This is a genomic window from Arthrobacter sp. K410C, from assembly GCF_059090105.1.
In genome coordinates, this window is the sequence record NZ_JBNHFJ010000001.1 from 212,421 (window position 1) to 227,449 (window position 15,029).

14 protein-coding genes are annotated in these 15,029 nt (G+C 68.2%); 4 read left to right on the plus strand and 10 right to left on the minus strand.

The features are described 5' to 3' along the window. Window positions 1–62: 62 nt before the first annotated feature. The 3 genes from AC5RU7_RS01045 to AC5RU7_RS01055 are packed head-to-tail and all read right to left on the minus strand — an operon-like array spanning window position 63 to window position 5,338. Window positions 63–3,158: an AAA family ATPase gene (locus AC5RU7_RS01045; RefSeq protein WP_494050726.1), complete on the minus strand. Its 3,096-nt coding sequence runs from the start codon at window positions 3,156–3,158 to the stop codon at window positions 63–65. After that, a complete protein-coding gene (locus AC5RU7_RS01050) occupies window positions 3,155–4,333 on the minus strand; it encodes an exonuclease SbcCD subunit D (RefSeq protein WP_494008611.1) in 1,179 nt (392 codons plus the stop codon). Before AC5RU7_RS01050 ends, AC5RU7_RS01045 begins: the two co-directional genes overlap by 4 nt. A 57-nt stretch (window positions 4,334–4,390) precedes the next feature. Beyond that, window positions 4,391–5,338 carry an aquaporin gene (locus AC5RU7_RS01055; protein WP_494050727.1) on the minus strand — a complete coding sequence of 316 codons (948 nt, stop codon included), beginning with the start codon at window positions 5,336–5,338 and terminating at the stop codon, window positions 4,391–4,393. Between the two features lie 147 nt (window positions 5,339–5,485). On the opposite strand from AC5RU7_RS01055, the gene AC5RU7_RS01060 reads away from it, so the two are divergent. Next, window positions 5,486–6,577: an ADP-ribosylglycohydrolase family protein gene (locus AC5RU7_RS01060; protein ID WP_494050728.1), complete on the plus strand. Its 1,092-nt coding sequence runs from the start codon at window positions 5,486–5,488 to the stop codon at window positions 6,575–6,577. Between the two features lie 31 nt (window positions 6,578–6,608). On the opposite strand, the gene AC5RU7_RS01065 is transcribed toward AC5RU7_RS01060, so the two are convergent. Continuing rightward, window positions 6,609–7,631 carry a 3'-5' exonuclease gene (locus tag AC5RU7_RS01065; protein ID WP_494050729.1) on the minus strand — a complete coding sequence of 341 codons (1,023 nt, stop codon included), beginning with the start codon at window positions 7,629–7,631 and terminating at the stop codon, window positions 6,609–6,611. 83 nt (window positions 7,632–7,714) lie between these two features. Here AC5RU7_RS01065 and AC5RU7_RS01070 point away from each other — a divergent pair, with 83 nt between their 5' ends. Next, on the plus strand, window positions 7,715–8,491 hold the full coding sequence (locus AC5RU7_RS01070) for a VTT domain-containing protein (protein ID WP_494008987.1): 777 nt from the start codon (window positions 7,715–7,717) through the stop codon (window positions 8,489–8,491). 87 nt (window positions 8,492–8,578) lie between these two features. Here the strand turns inward: AC5RU7_RS01070 and rdgB are convergent, their stop codons facing one another. The 6 genes from rdgB to clpS all read right to left on the minus strand — a co-directional run bounded on the left by rdgB (window position 8,579) and on the right by clpS (window position 12,914). Beyond that, a complete protein-coding gene (rdgB, locus tag AC5RU7_RS01075; protein ID WP_494050730.1) occupies window positions 8,579–9,235 on the minus strand; it encodes an RdgB/HAM1 family non-canonical purine NTP pyrophosphatase in 657 nt (218 codons plus the stop codon). After that, window positions 9,232–9,990 (minus strand): ribonuclease PH, encoded by a 759-nt coding sequence (gene rph, locus AC5RU7_RS01080; protein ID WP_494008616.1) that lies wholly within the window; start codon window positions 9,988–9,990, stop codon window positions 9,232–9,234. The genes rdgB and rph overlap by 4 nt, the downstream gene beginning before the upstream one ends. 56 nt (window positions 9,991–10,046) lie before the next feature. Further along, entirely contained in the window at window positions 10,047–10,844 is a 798-nt protein-coding gene (locus tag AC5RU7_RS01085) for an MBL fold metallo-hydrolase (protein WP_494008617.1), read from the minus strand. Beyond that, entirely contained in the window at window positions 10,841–11,848 is a 1,008-nt protein-coding gene (murI, locus tag AC5RU7_RS01090) for a glutamate racemase (RefSeq protein WP_494050731.1), read from the minus strand. The genes AC5RU7_RS01085 and murI overlap by 4 nt, the downstream gene beginning before the upstream one ends. 123 nt (window positions 11,849–11,971) lie before the next feature. Next, window positions 11,972–12,538, minus strand: coding sequence for a DUF2017 domain-containing protein (locus AC5RU7_RS01095; protein ID WP_494008618.1), 567 nt, complete (start codon window positions 12,536–12,538; stop codon window positions 11,972–11,974). Continuing rightward, window positions 12,531–12,914 (minus strand): ATP-dependent Clp protease adapter ClpS, encoded by a 384-nt coding sequence (gene clpS, locus AC5RU7_RS01100; protein ID WP_494050732.1) that lies wholly within the window; start codon window positions 12,912–12,914, stop codon window positions 12,531–12,533. Before clpS ends, AC5RU7_RS01095 begins: the two co-directional genes overlap by 8 nt. 155 nt (window positions 12,915–13,069) lie before the next feature. Here clpS and AC5RU7_RS01105 point away from each other — a divergent pair, with 155 nt between their 5' ends. Both AC5RU7_RS01105 and AC5RU7_RS01110 read left to right on the plus strand, forming a co-directional pair. Beyond that, complete coding sequence (locus AC5RU7_RS01105; protein WP_494008619.1) at window positions 13,070–14,398, plus strand: nicotinate phosphoribosyltransferase; 1,329 nt, start codon at window positions 13,070–13,072, stop codon at window positions 14,396–14,398. After that, window positions 14,398–15,024, plus strand: a complete 627-nt coding sequence (locus AC5RU7_RS01110; protein ID WP_494050733.1) for an isochorismatase family protein — start codon at window positions 14,398–14,400, stop codon at window positions 15,022–15,024. The genes AC5RU7_RS01105 and AC5RU7_RS01110 overlap by 1 nt, the downstream gene beginning before the upstream one ends. Window positions 15,025–15,029 lie beyond the last annotated feature (5 nt).

Genomic DNA, 15,029 nt, shown 5'->3' on the forward strand with positions numbered 1-15,029 from the left:
AGCGCGGAAGTCATAGCGCGCCCCCGGATCCCTCGCGGGGTATCCGGGGCGGGACTGGCCAGTCAGGCCCCAAGATCCGCAGCCTCGGATATCCGCAGCGTGGACCCGTTCCGGCCCTTCAGCACCTGCAACTGGGTGCCGATGCGCTGCTTCATTTCGCCGACGTGGCTAACGAGCCCCACCACGCGCCCCCCGTCGCGCAGTCCTTCCAGCGCGTCCATGACCTGCTCCAGCGACTGCTCGTCCAGGCTCCCGAATCCCTCGTCGACAAATAGTGTCTCGATCTCGACGCCGCCTGCTTCCTGCTGCACGACGTCCGCAAGGCCAAGCGCCAGGGACAGGGATGCCATGAACGATTCACCGCCGGACAGGGTGGAAGTATCGCGGCGATACCCGGTCCATTGGTCCACCACCTCCAAACCCAGCCCGGACTTGGCACCCCTGGCGGCCTTGGCATCGGTGTGCTGCAGCAGGTAGCGGCCATCACTCATCGCCACCAGGCGCTCGGACGCAGCGAGGGCCACCTGCTCAAGCCGCGCCGCCAGGACGTAGCTGTTCAGGCTCATCCTGTACGTGTTCTCCCCCCGGCCGGCCGCGGCATCGGCCAAGCCGGCGAGCATCTGTGCATGGTCGGCTGGCCCCCGGACAGACTCGCTCAATGTCTCATACTCTGCGCTGATGGCGGCCAGAGATTCCAGGCAGCGGCCCGCCATGCCGGCCACGAGCTGGGCATCGCGCGCTTCCTGACGGGCAGCAGCGGCGGCGTCACGCAAGGCGGCAAACCGTTGCTCGTCAACGGTGAATCCGGCGGCCTGTTCTTCAAGCGCCAGCACGATGTCCTCCGACGCAAAGAGTTCGTCCACTCTGGCTGCCTCATCCCGGGCGGCACGGACCTCATCCTCCAGGATGGCTGCCTGGGCGGAGGGAAGCAGCTGCTGCCTGGCTTCTTCGGCAGTGGCGAAGCCCGCCTCAGGCAGTGCCAGCTCCAGCTGTATCCGGGCGTCCTCGGCCTGCGTCCGCGCACGCTCCAGTTGTGCCGCGGCCTCCACGGCCTTGTCCAGCACAGCAACCGCGTCCTCCAAGGACCGCAGTCGATGGGACAAGGTGCGGTGGCCGCCGCGCAGCTCCGACAGCGCCTGGTCCAGCGAGGCAGACTGCCCGGACAAATCTGCCAAGGAGCCGTTTGCCTGGTGCAGTTCCGCTTCCATTCCGGCCTTTGACGCCTGGCCGGCGGCGAGGTCTGCATCCAGGGCATCCAGGCGGGTCCTGACTGCCGCAAGTTCCTTGACTGCAGCGTCGGCTTCGGCGGCCGCGGCACGGGCCGCTTCCGCGCCGCCCAGGGCTTCAGTTTCGGGTGTGTCCCCGCCCTGGCCTGCGAGGACGGCCACCTGCTGGTTCGCTTCAGTCAGTTCTGCACTAACCAGGGCGAAGGCGGCTTCTGCAGCTTCATAGGCGGCGTGGGCGGCGTCCTCCTCCTGGGCCAGGCCCGGGCCTCCGGACCCGGCAGCGGCGGGGGCGGGATGGTCGCTGCTGCCGCAAACCGCGCACGGCTCACCCTCGACCAGCTGCGCGGCCAGCTCGGCAGCTGCGTTTGCCAGCCGCTCTTCCCGAAGATCCAGCCACCGGCGTTTGGCTTCCAGCTGGTTGTCGCGGGAGGCGTCGTACCGCAGCTTCACGGAGTCACGGGCTGCGGCAGCCGCAGCGTGCCGGCGGACAACGTCCAGCAATTCAGTGGCCGCTGCAGCTTCCTTGGTCCGCAGCGCGGCGGTCCCGGCGTGCTGGACCAACCGTTCCAGGCCGCCAGCCAGCCGGTCGCGTTCTTCCTGGAGCGATGCCAGGCGGTGGTCCAGTCCGGAGATCCCTCCTTCCAGTTCCTGTTGCTTCCCGGCCAGCCGGTTCTGCTGCTTGCGGAGGGCCTGCAGCCTGTCCTCGTCGGGCAACCTTGCCTCGACGACCGCCAGGAGCGAGCGCAGGCGCCCCAGCTCCCCAGCGGCAGCCGCAGCGCCGGCACCGGCCAGCCCTGCACACTGCAAACCAGCATTATCCTGGTCAGGCTCTTCGGCCCAGCCTGGATCCAGCCGCGCAAGCTCACTGCTGTCTTCCGCGGCGAGGCGAAGCAGTGTGATTGCGGACTCGGCGGCGCCGGCGGCATTCCTTACCCTGGCCTCGGCCGCGTCCACGCCCTTCAGGTGCCCGTCGAGGACCGCTGCCTGCCGGTGGCGCGCCAGGCGAAGGGCCAGGCTTTCCAGCCGCGGCGCGGCCTCCTGGACAGCTGCCCGGCGGGATCCTGCGGTCTCAAGCCTGCGGCACCGTTCTATCCTGGCGCCTTCTTCATCAACGGCGCGCGCTTGCGTGCCGCTCTCCATGTCGGCCGCCTTTGCCAGGTCCGTCAGGTGGTCCAAGCGTTGCCCGACTGCATCGCGCAGCCATTCCAGCCGTGCGGCCATATTCTCGGCGGGCGGGGCGTCTGCCGCATCCAGCTCCACGGCAGCTGCTTCGGACTCTGCCCGTGCCGCGAGGACTTCGAGTTGCCCGGCCAGGGCAGAGACTTTCTCCCTTGCCTCACCTGCCTGGCGCGAGAGTTCCTGTTCCAGGGCCTCAAAACGCTGGGTGCCGAAGAGTTTTTGCAGCAGCTCCAGCCGGTCCGCAGCCTTTGACCGCAGGAATGCGGCAAAGTCGCCCTGCGGAAGCATCACCACGCGGGTGAACTGTTCCCGGTCCATGCCTAGCAGGGCCAGGATCTCAACTCCGGCCTCGTCATTCCGTGCCGATTTCTCCACCCACGCGCCGTCCACGAGCTCCCGAAGGAGCGTCTTGGCCTGCTGCGTGGTGAACCCGTTCTTGCCCCGCGTACTGGGCTTGTCCCAGGCCGGCGAGCGCGTCACTTCAAACCGCCGCCCCTGTGCCGAGAATTCACAGCTGACCGCTGGCTCCTGTCCGGGTTCAGCATGGTCGCTGCGCAGCCGCTTGCCGTCCTGGCGGGCCCCGGGAACGGACCCGTACAGGGCAAAGCAAATGGCATCCAGGACGCTGGTCTTTCCGGCGCCGGTGGGTCCGTTGAGGAGGAACAGTCCGTGGCCGCTCAACCGGTCAAAATCGATGTCTTCGGTGCCGGCAAAGGGGCCGAAGCCGGAGATGCGCAGGTGGTGGATCCTCATCGGGAACCCTCCAGGTAACGGACGTTCTCAAGGGCGGCGGCAAGGGCTGCTTGCTCAGCCGCGTCCGGGACGCGGCCGCGCACGTGCTCCAGGAACCCGCAGCACACAGCGAGGTCGTCCGGTGCCTCGGCGAGCCTGCTGCTGTAGGTGGCGGTACTGGCGGCTGTCCCGCCCTGGGGGTCGAAGCCCAGGACCAGGGTGTCAGGAAACCGCGCCCGGAGCCGGTCCATTGCCCGGGCGGGCCGTTGCGCGTCCGTGAGGGTGATCTGGCAGTAGGCGGTTTCCGCCCATCCGTGCTCCGGCGACTCCAGGAGGTCCTGCAATGGACCCCGCAGGACAGCCAGGGTGCGGGGTGCTTCGAACAGCACTTCGTCCACGCCCTTGACCCCATCCGCTCCAATGTCCACCAGCCAGGCCCCTTTCCGGTGCCGCGCCTCTGAAAAGGAATAGGCCAGCGGGGATCCGGAATACCGCACCTCCGGGGACAATGCCTGGCGGCCGTGCAGGTGGCCGAGGGCGGTGTAGCTGAAACCCTCGAAGAGGTCCAGGGGGACGGCACCCACTCCCCCGATGCTGAGATCGCGTTCGCTGTCCGAGCTGATGCCGCCGCTGGCGAAGGTGTGGGCCAAGACCACCGGGTGGACAGTGGAGGTGGCCGCACGGCGCTCAATGTCTTCCCGGATGAGCTTTGTGGCAGCCTGGGTGACCTCGAAGTGGCTGGCCGTCTGCACGCCCAGCTGCCCCGCGACAAGCCGGGGCTCAAGCCAGGGGATGCCGTAGATGGCCAGTACGGCTTCCTTCCCGGCCCGGTCCGCGCCGAGTGGCAACAGCAATGGCTCGTCCAGGTTCTCCACACGGGTCCGGAGGTGCACGCCCCCGCGTTCCAACAGCCGCGCGGCAAAGCCGAGGCGGATGGCGGAGTCGTGGTTTCCGCTGGTCAGCACCACCTTGGCGCCAGCCGACGTGAGCCGGACCAGCGCCTCGTCCAGCAGGTGGACCACGTCCACGCCCGGCAGGGCGCGGTCGTAGACATCACCGGCGATCAGGACAACATCCACCTGGTGCCCGGCGACCGCCTCGACGAGCTGGTTGATGAAGGCGCGCTGGGACTCCAGCATGCCCACGCCGTGGAAGGAGCGGCCCAGGTGCCAGTCCGATGTGTGTAGTAACCGCATATTCCCAAGCTAGCGGGAGCCACTGACAGTTTGCGCCACCGCCGCAGCTGCCTGCTTTCAGCCCTTCTTGCCCTCGAAGAATTCCTGTGCCTCGCTGGGGCCGCCGTCCCTGTCCCTTCCGGAGAGTGACGTTTCCCCCGCCGGGGCGGCCAGGGGCGCTGCGCGGCCTTCGTCGTCGGACACGTCCAAACCGCCGGGCTCGCCAGGTTCGGCGCCTGCCTGCGGTTCTGCAACGGCGCCTTCACCTGCCGGATCAACACCCCGGAAGGTGCGGAACACCAGGCCGGCGATGGCTGCGCCGGCCAGCGGCGCGGCAAGGAAAACCCACAGCTGTTCCATCGCCCAGCCTGAGCTGAAGAATGCGGATGCGGTGGCACGCGCCGGGTTGAACGGCAGGTTGCCCACCGCCTGTCCCAGCTGCAGCAGGGCCGCGAACGTCAAGCCAACGGCAACCGGCGCAGCGGCGCTGCTTGCCCGGCCGCGGGCTGCTGCGCCGAGGAACACGGAGACGATGATGGCGGCGCCGAGGACCTCCAGGAGCAGCACGGCGGCCAGTGGCGCCTGGACGATGGAGTGCTCGCCAAAGCCGGCGGTGACTGTGTCGAACGCCGTGCGGCTGTCCGCAATCCCGGGAAGGGTCCGCAGGACCGCGTAAAGCGCCAGTGCACCCAGTGACGCCCCGGCAAGCTGGGCCGCCACGTAGGCAGCGGCAGCCCCGGCACGGATGCGTCCCGCCAGGAGGTGGCCCAGGGTGATGGCCGGGTTGAAGTGGCCGCCCGAAACGTGGCCGAACGCGAGCATCGCAGCGGTCACGGCCAGGCCGGTGGCGAGCGCTGCAGGCATCGGGCTGGACTGCGGGATGCTGAACAGCGGCACCCCCAGGCCGGCGACGGCCAGGAACAGGCTGCCGAACCCCTCGGCAGCCAGCCTGGGCATCAGGCCGGGCCGGACGGCGTCCGGGCTGGCGTTCAGGGCGTCGGGTCGGGCTGGAATGGGGGTGCTCATCGTGGAACCTTCAAGTCGGTGTTCATGCGGGTGCTGCCGCCAGGCAGCCTGAACATTATTCCAGCCCAGGCTGGAGGTTTGCTGAGCGGCCCGGAGCGAGCAAGACGCCGGCGGGAACGGGTCCGGGTGCCACGGTAAATTTACTGCATGAGCATCCACGCCGGCGCACCCGCACCCACTTTGAAGTCACGCATCCACGGTTCCCTGCTGGGCGGCGCGCTGGGCGATTCGCTGGGTTACGCGGTGGAGTCCGACGGCATGGACGAGATCCGGCGCCGCTTCGGCGCGGACGGGCTCACCAGCTTTGAAGCATTGTCCGGCGGCAGCCACTTCTCGGACGATACTCAGCTGACGCTCTACACCGTGGACGGGCTGGTGGAGGCGCTGGAGTGGGCCAACTCGGGTGTGGGGGCGGACGTCAACGCCTGCCTCTGGCTCGCCTACCTGCGGTGGCTCGCCACCCAAGGCGAGACCGCCCCGGCTTCTGCCCCCGTTCCACAGCCGCGCTGGATCGATGGACACACCGTGCTGCACCAGCGCAGGAACCCCGGCAAGGCCTGCATCTCAGGGCTGGCGACCGGCGAGATGGGCACCGCGGCGCGCCCGGTCAATGCGGAGTCGAAGGGCTGCGGCACGGTGATGCGGTCGGCACCGTTCGGGCTGGTCCCGCACATCACGCCCGACGCAGTGTACAAACTGAGTTTCGATGCCGCCTCCCTCACGCACGGCCATCCGTCCGCCCGGCAAAGTGCCGGGATCTTCAGCCTCCTGATCCACAGGCTGGTCTCGGGCGAGGGGCTGGCGGAGGCGGCAGCCGGCGTAACGGCCCATGCCGCAACCATCACCGGCGTGGCCCCCGAGCTGCCGGAACGGCTGCAGGCTGCCCTCCACCTGGCACACAAGGGCATCGTTGAGCCGGAGGAACTGACGCAGGCACTGGGCGGAGGCTGGGTGGCTGAGGAGGCGCTCGCCGTCGCACTCTACGCTGTGTTGGCCACCGTCCCGGGTGACGCTGCCGGGCAGGACTCACCGGCCGTCCGGCACTTCCGGGACGCCATCACCCTGGCCGTCAACCATGGCGGCGACAGCGACTCCACCGCCTCCGTGGCCGGGAACATCCTCGGCGCCCACTACGGCGAGGACTGCCTGCCCGGCGACTGGCTTGAAGCCCTGGAGGCGCCCGACGTTATCCGCGGCATGGCGGACCTCCTGGTCCGCGTCACTACCGGCGAAGGCTGATGCCAGCAGGCGCCGGAGCACCCGGGCCCGCCTAGACGGTGGCCGGTTCCGCCGCGGGCACCATCTGAAGGAACTCGCCCTCGGACAGCACCTCAATCGCCTGGCCCCGCTCATGGAGCTCCAGGACGCGGCGCGCCTTGCCTGTCAGCCTGCCCGAACGAAGGTCCGAGGCCACGAAGCCGTCACCCACCACCAGGACAGTGGTACGCCCGGTCACCCGGCTTTCGGTCCGTGCCCCCACCTCGGCGCTCCTCACTTTCGCCTCGGGGCGCCCGATGGACAGCTGGCCCGTGAAGACGACGGTCTGGCCGAACAACGGATGCCCGGGCCCGGCGTCGGGGTTGGGTTCGGGGTTGATGCCTTCCTCCGGCCAGCCGGAGCGGAAGGGCCGGGCCAGCGCCGCACCGTTGCCGGATGGTCCCGTCAGCGACATGCCGGCGACGGCGGCAAGGCTGGGTTTGGACAGCGGATCCACCGCCGGGTCGAAGGCCTGCTGCCGCGGCACCGCGAGCCCCAGGGAAAGGTAAAGTTCGGCGATGCTGTTGGCACTGTTGCGGCGGGCGATGTCGATGAGGATTCCCGCGCAGGCCCGGGCATCCTCCGCGGCGTCGTGGTGCTTGACCAACGGCACGCCGGCTTCCTCGGCGGCGAACGGCAGAGAGTTGGACACCAGCGAATAGCACCGCCGTGACAGCATCACTGTGCAGACGTACTCGTAGGCTGGCCCCGGAAGGCCGGACACCTCCAGGGCGGAGCGGATAACCCCGAGGTCGAATGCCGCATTGTGGGCTGCCAGCACGTCGTCGCCGATGAATGCCCCGATTTCGGCGAACAGGTCCCCGAACCGCGGCCGGTCCGCGACGTCTGCGGCACTGATGCCATGGATCCGGACGTTGTGGAAATCGAAATGGTCATGGTTCCGCGGCGGCCGCATCAGCCACGAGGCCTCGTCCACAATCCGGCCGCCCCGCACTTTGGTGAGCCCCACTGCGCAGGGAGAGCCCCTGAAGCCGTTCGCCGTCTCGAAGTCGATCGCAGTAAAGTCCAAACCCACGGCCCCCACCTTACCGCCGCGGGCCCGCCGGGCCCTTCAGGCACAGACCCGTCAAGTACCCTTGGAGGGTGAACTTTCCTGTGATGAACGACCTCGCCGTGTCCATGCTGGGCGGGGCAGGACCGGTCCAGCCGCAGCTGGCCTCCTTCCTGCCCGACTGGCTGAACCCCCAAGTCTTCCTGGCCGATCCAGCCCTTGCCCCTTGGGTGGTCCTGCTGGTCTGCGGCATCGTCTTCGCGGAAACCGGCTTGCTGGTGGGGTTCTTCCTGCCCGGTGACTCCATGCTGTTCACCGCCGGCCTGCTGGTGGCCACGGACACCATCAAGTTCAACGTCTGGCTGTTCGCGCTGCTGATTGTGATTTCCGCCATCATCGGCAACCAGACCGGGTACCTCATCGGTTCCAAAGCGGGGCCGGCCATCTTCAACAAGCCCAACTCCAGGCTCTTCAAGCGCGAGAACGTCGAAAACGCTCACGCCTTCTTCGAAAAGCACGGCGGGAAGGCGCTGATCCTGGCCCGGTTCGTTCCCATCATCCGCACGTTCGTCCCGGTCATCGTGGGTGTGGCCCAGATGAGCCGCAAAAAGTTCTTCCTGTACAACGTCATCGGGGCCGTGCTCTGGGGCGGCGGCGTCACCCTGCTGGGCTACCTCCTGGGCGACCGCATCCCGTGGATCCGGGACAACCTGGACATCATCTTCATCGCCATCGTGCTGGTTTCGGTCCTGCCGATCGGCATCGAGGTTCTCCGCGGCCTGTCCGCCAGGCGCCAGGCAGCAGCCTACGGCACCGACCCGGTGGACGAATTCATCGAGGAGCACGCTCCCGAGGACGAGCAGAAGACGCGGCGCCTTCCCTAGGCAACCAGTCAAACGCAGAGGGTGCGCTTTCCCGGCCGGGGCAGCGCACCCTCTGCGTTTAAGGCCTGCGGCTGAAGCAGGCCCGGGTCAGGAATCCGCGGCCCGCAGCGCCTCCACGATGGACGGCAGCAGGGCACGGAAGGCCTTGCCGCGGTGGCTGATGGCGTTCTTCTCCTCTGCGGAGAGCTCCGCGCAACTGCGCTGCTCCCCCACCGGCTGGAGCACGGGATCGTAGCCGAACCCGCCCTCGCCGCGCGGCTGGCGGAGCAGGACGCCCTCCAGCTGCCCGTACTCCACCACCTCCCGCCCCGGGCCGCCGTCCGTTGCGGGCACGGCCAGGGCGGCCGCACACACGAACGCCGCACCGCGGTGCCGGTCCGGGACGTCCGAAAGCTGGTTCAGCAGGAGTGCGAGGTTGGCGGCGTCGTCGCCGTGGCTGCCGGACCAGCGCGCGGAAAAAATGCCGGGGGCCCCGCCCATGACGTCGACCGCGAGCCCGGAATCGTCGGCGATGGCCACCAGGCCGGTGGCATCGGCAACGGCCCGCGCCTTCAGCAGCGAATTCTCGGCGAACGTCACGCCGGTTTCGACGACGTCAGGCGCACCTGCCGCCGCCGCGTCCACCACCTGCGTGTCGACGTCGAGCCCCGGGACCTGGCCGCGCAGCAGCTCACGCAGCTCCCGGAGTTTGCCCTTATTGTGCGTGGCGAGGACCAATCGGGGGGCGGCGCCGGCCGCGCTCACAGGGTGTCTGCCAGGGTCTCACGCTGGATGGCCGCGAGCTGGGTGGTGCCCAGCAGGGCCAGGTCCAGGAGCTTGTCCAGCTCCTCGCGGTCGAACGGCGCACCCTCGGCAGTGCCCTGCACCTCAACAAACTTGCCGGCGCCAGTCACCACCACGTTCATGTCGGTTTCCGCACGGACGTCCTCGACGTACGGCAGGTCCAGCATGGGCACGCCGTCGATGATGCCGACCGAGACGGCGGCGATGGTGTCGATCAGCGGCTGCGCGGTCTTGGCAATGAGCTTGTTGTCACGGGCGAAACGGATGGAATCGGCAAGTGCCACGTAGGCGCCGGTGATGGCGGCCGTGCGGGTTCCGCCGTCGGCCTGCAGGACGTCGCAGTCCAGCACGATGGTGTTCTCGCCCAGGGCCTTGGTGTCGATGATGGACCGCAGGGACCGGCCGATGAGCCGCGAGATTTCGTGCGTGCGGCCGCCGATCTTGCCCTTGACGGACTCCCGGTCGGAGCGGGTGTTCGTTGCCCGCGGCAGCATGGCGTACTCGGCCGTGACCCAGCCCCGGCCCTCACCCTTCAGCCAGCGGGGAACACCGGCGGTCAGGGAGGCGGTGCACAGGACCCTGGTGTTGCCGAATTCGATCAGCGCCGAACCCTCAGCCTGGTTGGACCATCCGCGGGTGATGCTGATGGGCCGGAGCTGGTCCGGGGCGCGGCCGTCGGCGCGCACGATGGGCACTGCAGTTGCTTCAGAAGTCATGCCTTTAGCTTATCCACTGCTGCCGGTACCGGCAGTTCCGGCAAGGCAGGCGGGCGCTAGATGGTGTAGTGCACTCCGGCGACGGCCACGGCCACGTCCCCGGCGAACACCGGACGCGCCTCCGCCATCACGGTGGTCTGGGAGGTCCACACCGGGATGTGGGTGAGCAGGAGGCGCCGGGCACCGGCCGCCGTGGCGGCCTCACCTGCGCGTTTGCCCGTCAGGTGGACATCCTTGATACCGTTGTCGCGGCCCTCCTCGAAGGCGGCCTCGCACAGGAACAGGTCCGCATCCTTGGCGGCTTCCTCCAGCCCGGCACAGGAATCGGTGTCGCCGGAATAGGTCAAAGTGCGGGCAACCGTGTTGCCGTCCTTGTCCGGCTCCACCACCTCCACCCGGAGCGCATAAGCCTCCTCGATGGGATGGTTCACGGCGAAGGGCGTCACGGTGAACGGGCCCACGGTCACCGGCTCACGTTCGGTCCAGTTCGTGAACTCGAATTCCTCGTGCATGCCGGGGTCAAGGTCCAGGCCGTAGGCCGTAGCCATCCGGTCGGCAGTTGCGGCAGGCCCCCAGACGGGGATCCGACCGCGCCCCCAGCCACCCGGCTTCCAGCGGATGGCAACGTGCAGGCCGCACAGGTCCATGCAGTGGTCCGGGTGCAGGTGGGTGAGGAAGATCGCGTCAATGTCTTCAAGGTCCGTGTAGCGCTGGATTGCCCCCAGCGCACCACTGCCGAGATCCATGACCACCTTCCACGTCCGCTCCCCGTCCGTGGCGGTCAGGAGGTAGCACGACGCCGGCGAACCGGGGCCCGGGAACGAGCCGGTGCAGCCCACGATGGTCAGTTTCACAGCGCCGGACCCCCGGCGCGGCCGGCGTCCGCCAGTCCTGCGACGAAGTTGGAAATCCGGGGCCGGTTCCTGGCGCTCCGGGCCGCGGCAATCATTTCCGGGGTTATCCGCGCAAGGCTTCCGGTGGGGTACTGCGCTGCCACATGGTCCACGTGGCGGACGGACAGCACCTCGGGGCCGAGGAACCTGCGGGCCAGGGCCTCGAACTGGCTGGCGTCACCAGTTGCCACGAAGTGGTGCTCCGGCGGTGTTCCGGCGCTGCGCTGGAGGTTGTGCGTCGCAAGTGCCCGGTACACGTCCTTGGCGGTCTCCTCGGCGCTGGAGACCAGCGTCACGTCGGCCCCCATGACGTAGGAGATGACGCCGGTGAGCAGGGGGTAGTGGGTGCAGCCCAGCACCACGGTGTCCACCTCCGCGGCCTTCAGCGGCGCCAGGTATTCCTCGGCGACTGCCAGCAGGGCGGGACCGGTGGTGATGCCGGCCTCCACGTAACTGACGAATTCAGGGCAGGCCACGGACGTGATGGTAAGGTCCGGAGCAGCAGCGAAGGTATCCTCGTACGCCCGCGATCCGATCGTGGCAGATGTCCCGATGACGCCCACGCGTCCGGTGCGGGTGGCGGCTACAGCGCGCCGGACCGCCGGCTGGATGACCTCGATGACGGGGATGCCGTATTTGGCCGTGTACCGTTCGCGGGCGTCCCTAAGCACCGCGGCCGACGCCGAGTTGCAGGCGATGGTCAGCAGCTTGACGCCGGAGTCCACGAGTTCGTCCATCACGCCCAGGGCGTTGGCCCGGACTTCAGCGATGGGCAGGGGCCCGTACGGTCCGTGGGCCGTGTCCCCCACGTACAGGATGGACTCATTGGGAAGCTGGTCGATGATGGAGCGGGCCACGGTGAGGCCCCCTACGCCGGAATCGAAGACACCAATGGGGCGCGCTTCCAGGGCGGCGGCCTGCAGGTCGTCCGCTTCGGATGCCTGCCGGGTTGCTGGCGGATCCATGCTCGAGGCTGTTGTCATGATTATTCGAGGATAGGTGCTCCCCGATGCCTCAGCCATCATCTTGTGGCCTGTGACTCATGTCTAATTTGTCACACGGCGCCGGGACGGCGCGGCCGGAAATCCTCAACGCCGGGTTTCCAGCGACTGCAGCATCGCCTGCACCAGTGATTCCTGCAGCCAGGTGGCGAAGTTGTAGACCAGGGCAAGGTAGCTCTCCACGTCCTCTGCCTGGGACCAGTCCTGCATCAGGTGGACGTGTTCGGCGTCCTCCTCGTCCCGGATGTCCAGGCGCTCGGCCAGGACCAGGCGGACATCGTTCAGTGCCATGGACCAGTGCTTCGCCCCCTCGGGCGTCAGCACAATCTCGTCCTTGTCCAGGTCCAGCGCGGCCGCGCGCAGCGCGCCGATCTTCGTCTCCCGGAGCGAGCGCTCGGTGAGCTGGCGGAACTCAAGGGACGCGGCGCCGTCGTCCTTCACGACGTTGGGGAGCAGGCGCCTGACGGCCCGGTCCGTCGGTTCGGCAACGTCCATGTCCAGCCCGATAAGCGCCGCCAGCGGATCCTGGCCAGCCCGTTCCTCCGGCTGGAGCATGGAGATGACGTCGTCAATCAGGCTGCGCAGGAGCTCGCGCTCGGCGGGTTCGAGGTAGCCGGTAATGCCCTTGAGCCCGTACTTGAATGCCTTAGCCACGTCTCCCCTTGCCCTGTCCCGGTCCGCCGGACTTCCCGGAGTTGCCGCCGGGGCCGCCGCTCGCTTTCTCCACGGTGGCCCACAGCCCGAAACCGTGCATGGCCACCGCGTGCCGCTCCACCTGTTCCTTGCTGCCGTGCGCCACGATCGAACGGCCTTTCCTGTGGACCTCCATCATGAGCTTGTTCGCCTTGCTCTCCGAGTAGCCGAAATAGCTTTGGAACACGTAGCTGACGTAGCTCATGAGGTTGACGGGATCGTTCCAGATCACCAGGTTCCAAGGGATGTCCGGGGCGGTCAGGGAGTCTGTGGCCTCCGCTGTTCCGGTCCGGGTGCCCTCCTGCGTATCAGGGCCGAGCGCAACGCTTAGGGTCATCTGTCCATTCTATGGGGATGCTGGGCCCACGCTGGCGAGGGCCCCGCGGTGAAGCGAAGCGAGACGTGGGAGCCGGTGGGTGGGTCCACGCTGGCGAGGGCCCCGCGGTGAAGCGAAGCGAGACGTGGGAGCCAGTGGGGACTAGAGTGACTTTCGTGAGTACCACTGCCGGCTGGGACCATCCCCGCACGTCTTTTTACACTGACCATTACGAGCTGACCATGCTGCAGGCGTCGCTCCATTCCGGAGCCGCGCACCGCAAGTCGGTGTTCGAGGCGTTCGCCCGGCGGCTGCCGGACGGCCGGCGCTACGGGATCGTGGCCGGGACCGGCCGGCTCCTGGAGGGCATCGCCAACTTCCGCTTCGGCGGGACGGAACTGGACTTCCTGGCCCGCACCGGAGTGGTCAATAACCAGACCCTGGAATACCTTGAGTCATACCGCTTCTCGGGCGACATCTGGGGCTACGCCGAGGGCGAGGCGTACTTTCCGAACTCCCCCATCCTGATCGTTGAGGGCACGTTCGCCGAGGCGTGCATGCTGGAGACCTACATCCTGTCCGTCCTCAACCATGACAGCGCCATCGCCTCGGCCGCCTCGCGGATGGTCAGCGCCGCGCACGGCCGCCCGTGCATCGAGATGGGATCCCGGCGCACCCATGAGGAGGCTGCGGCGTCCGCCGCCCGCGCCGCCGTCATCGCCGGGTTCGACAGCACGTCCAACCTCGAGGCTGGCGCCCGGTACGGCATCAAGACCGTCGGCACGGCCGCCCACTCCTTCACCCTGCTCCACGACACCGAGCGGGACGCCTTCGAGGCCCAGATCGCGGCGCTCGGCGAGGGAACGTCCCTCCTTGTGGACACGTACGACGTCGAGGCGGCCGTCCGCACGGCCGTGGAGCTTGCGGGTCCCCGGCTGGGTGCCGTCCGGCTGGACTCGGGCGACCTCGTGGACCAGGCGCAGTGGGTGCGCCGGCTCCTGGACGACCTCGGCAACGAGGACACCAAGATCGTGGTCACCTCGGACCTGGACGAGTATGCGATTGCCGCGCTCCAGTCCGCGCCGGTGGATTCCTACGGCGTGGGAACGTCCCTGGTGACCGGCTCCGGTGCGCCCACCGCCAGCATGGTCTACAAGCTGGTGAGCCGCACGGACGACGACGGCAACTTCGTCTCCGTGGCCAAGGCCGCCAAGAACAAGGCCAGCGTGGGCGGACGCAAGTACGCTCTGCGGAAGATGAACGAGCACGGCATCGCCACTGCCGAGATCGTGGGTGTCGGCCGCCGGCCTGATGATGACGGCAACGACCGCCCGCTGCTGCATCAGTTCATGAAGAACGGTGAACTGGTCCCCGGGTGGACCGGGCATGAAGGCGTGCTCCGGGCGCGGCAGCGCCACGCCGATTCGATGGCCGAACTGCCGCCCGTGGTCAACCGCCTCCAGCGCGGAGAGGCCGCCATCCCCACCATGTACGAGGAGAACTGATGTCGCGTGCGCTGATCATCGTCGATGTCCAGAACGACTTCTGCGAGGGCGGTTCCCTGGCTGTCCAGGGCGGCGCCGCGGTGGCGGGGGCCATCAGTGACTACGTGGACGCCCACCACAACGAGTTCGACCATGTTGTTGCCACCCAGGACTGGCACATCGATCCGGGCAGCCATTTCTCGGACACCCCCGACTTCAAGGACAGCTGGCCGCCGCACTGCGTCGCCGGCACCCGGGGCGCCGAATTGCATCCGGACCTGGACACGGAGTACATCCAGGCGTACTTCCAGAAGGGACAGTACGCGGCTGCTTACTCCGGTTTCGAAGGGCTCCTGGCGCCAGAGGATGCCGTCCCCACCGGGGAACGGCAGCCCGGCGCTGCCGACGCCAGCCGGTTCGCACCGGACGAGGACGCAATCGGCCTGGATGACTGGCTTCAGAGCCACGACGTCGAGGACGTTGTGGTGGTGGGCATCGCCACCGACTACTGCGTCCGGGCCACTTCGCTGGACGCCGTCCAGGCCGGGTACTCCGTCACTGTCATCCGCCATCTGACGGCGGGCATCGCCGAGGACCTCGAAGAGGCCGTGGCCGAGATGGAGCTCGGCGGCGTGGACGTTTCCTGACGGTG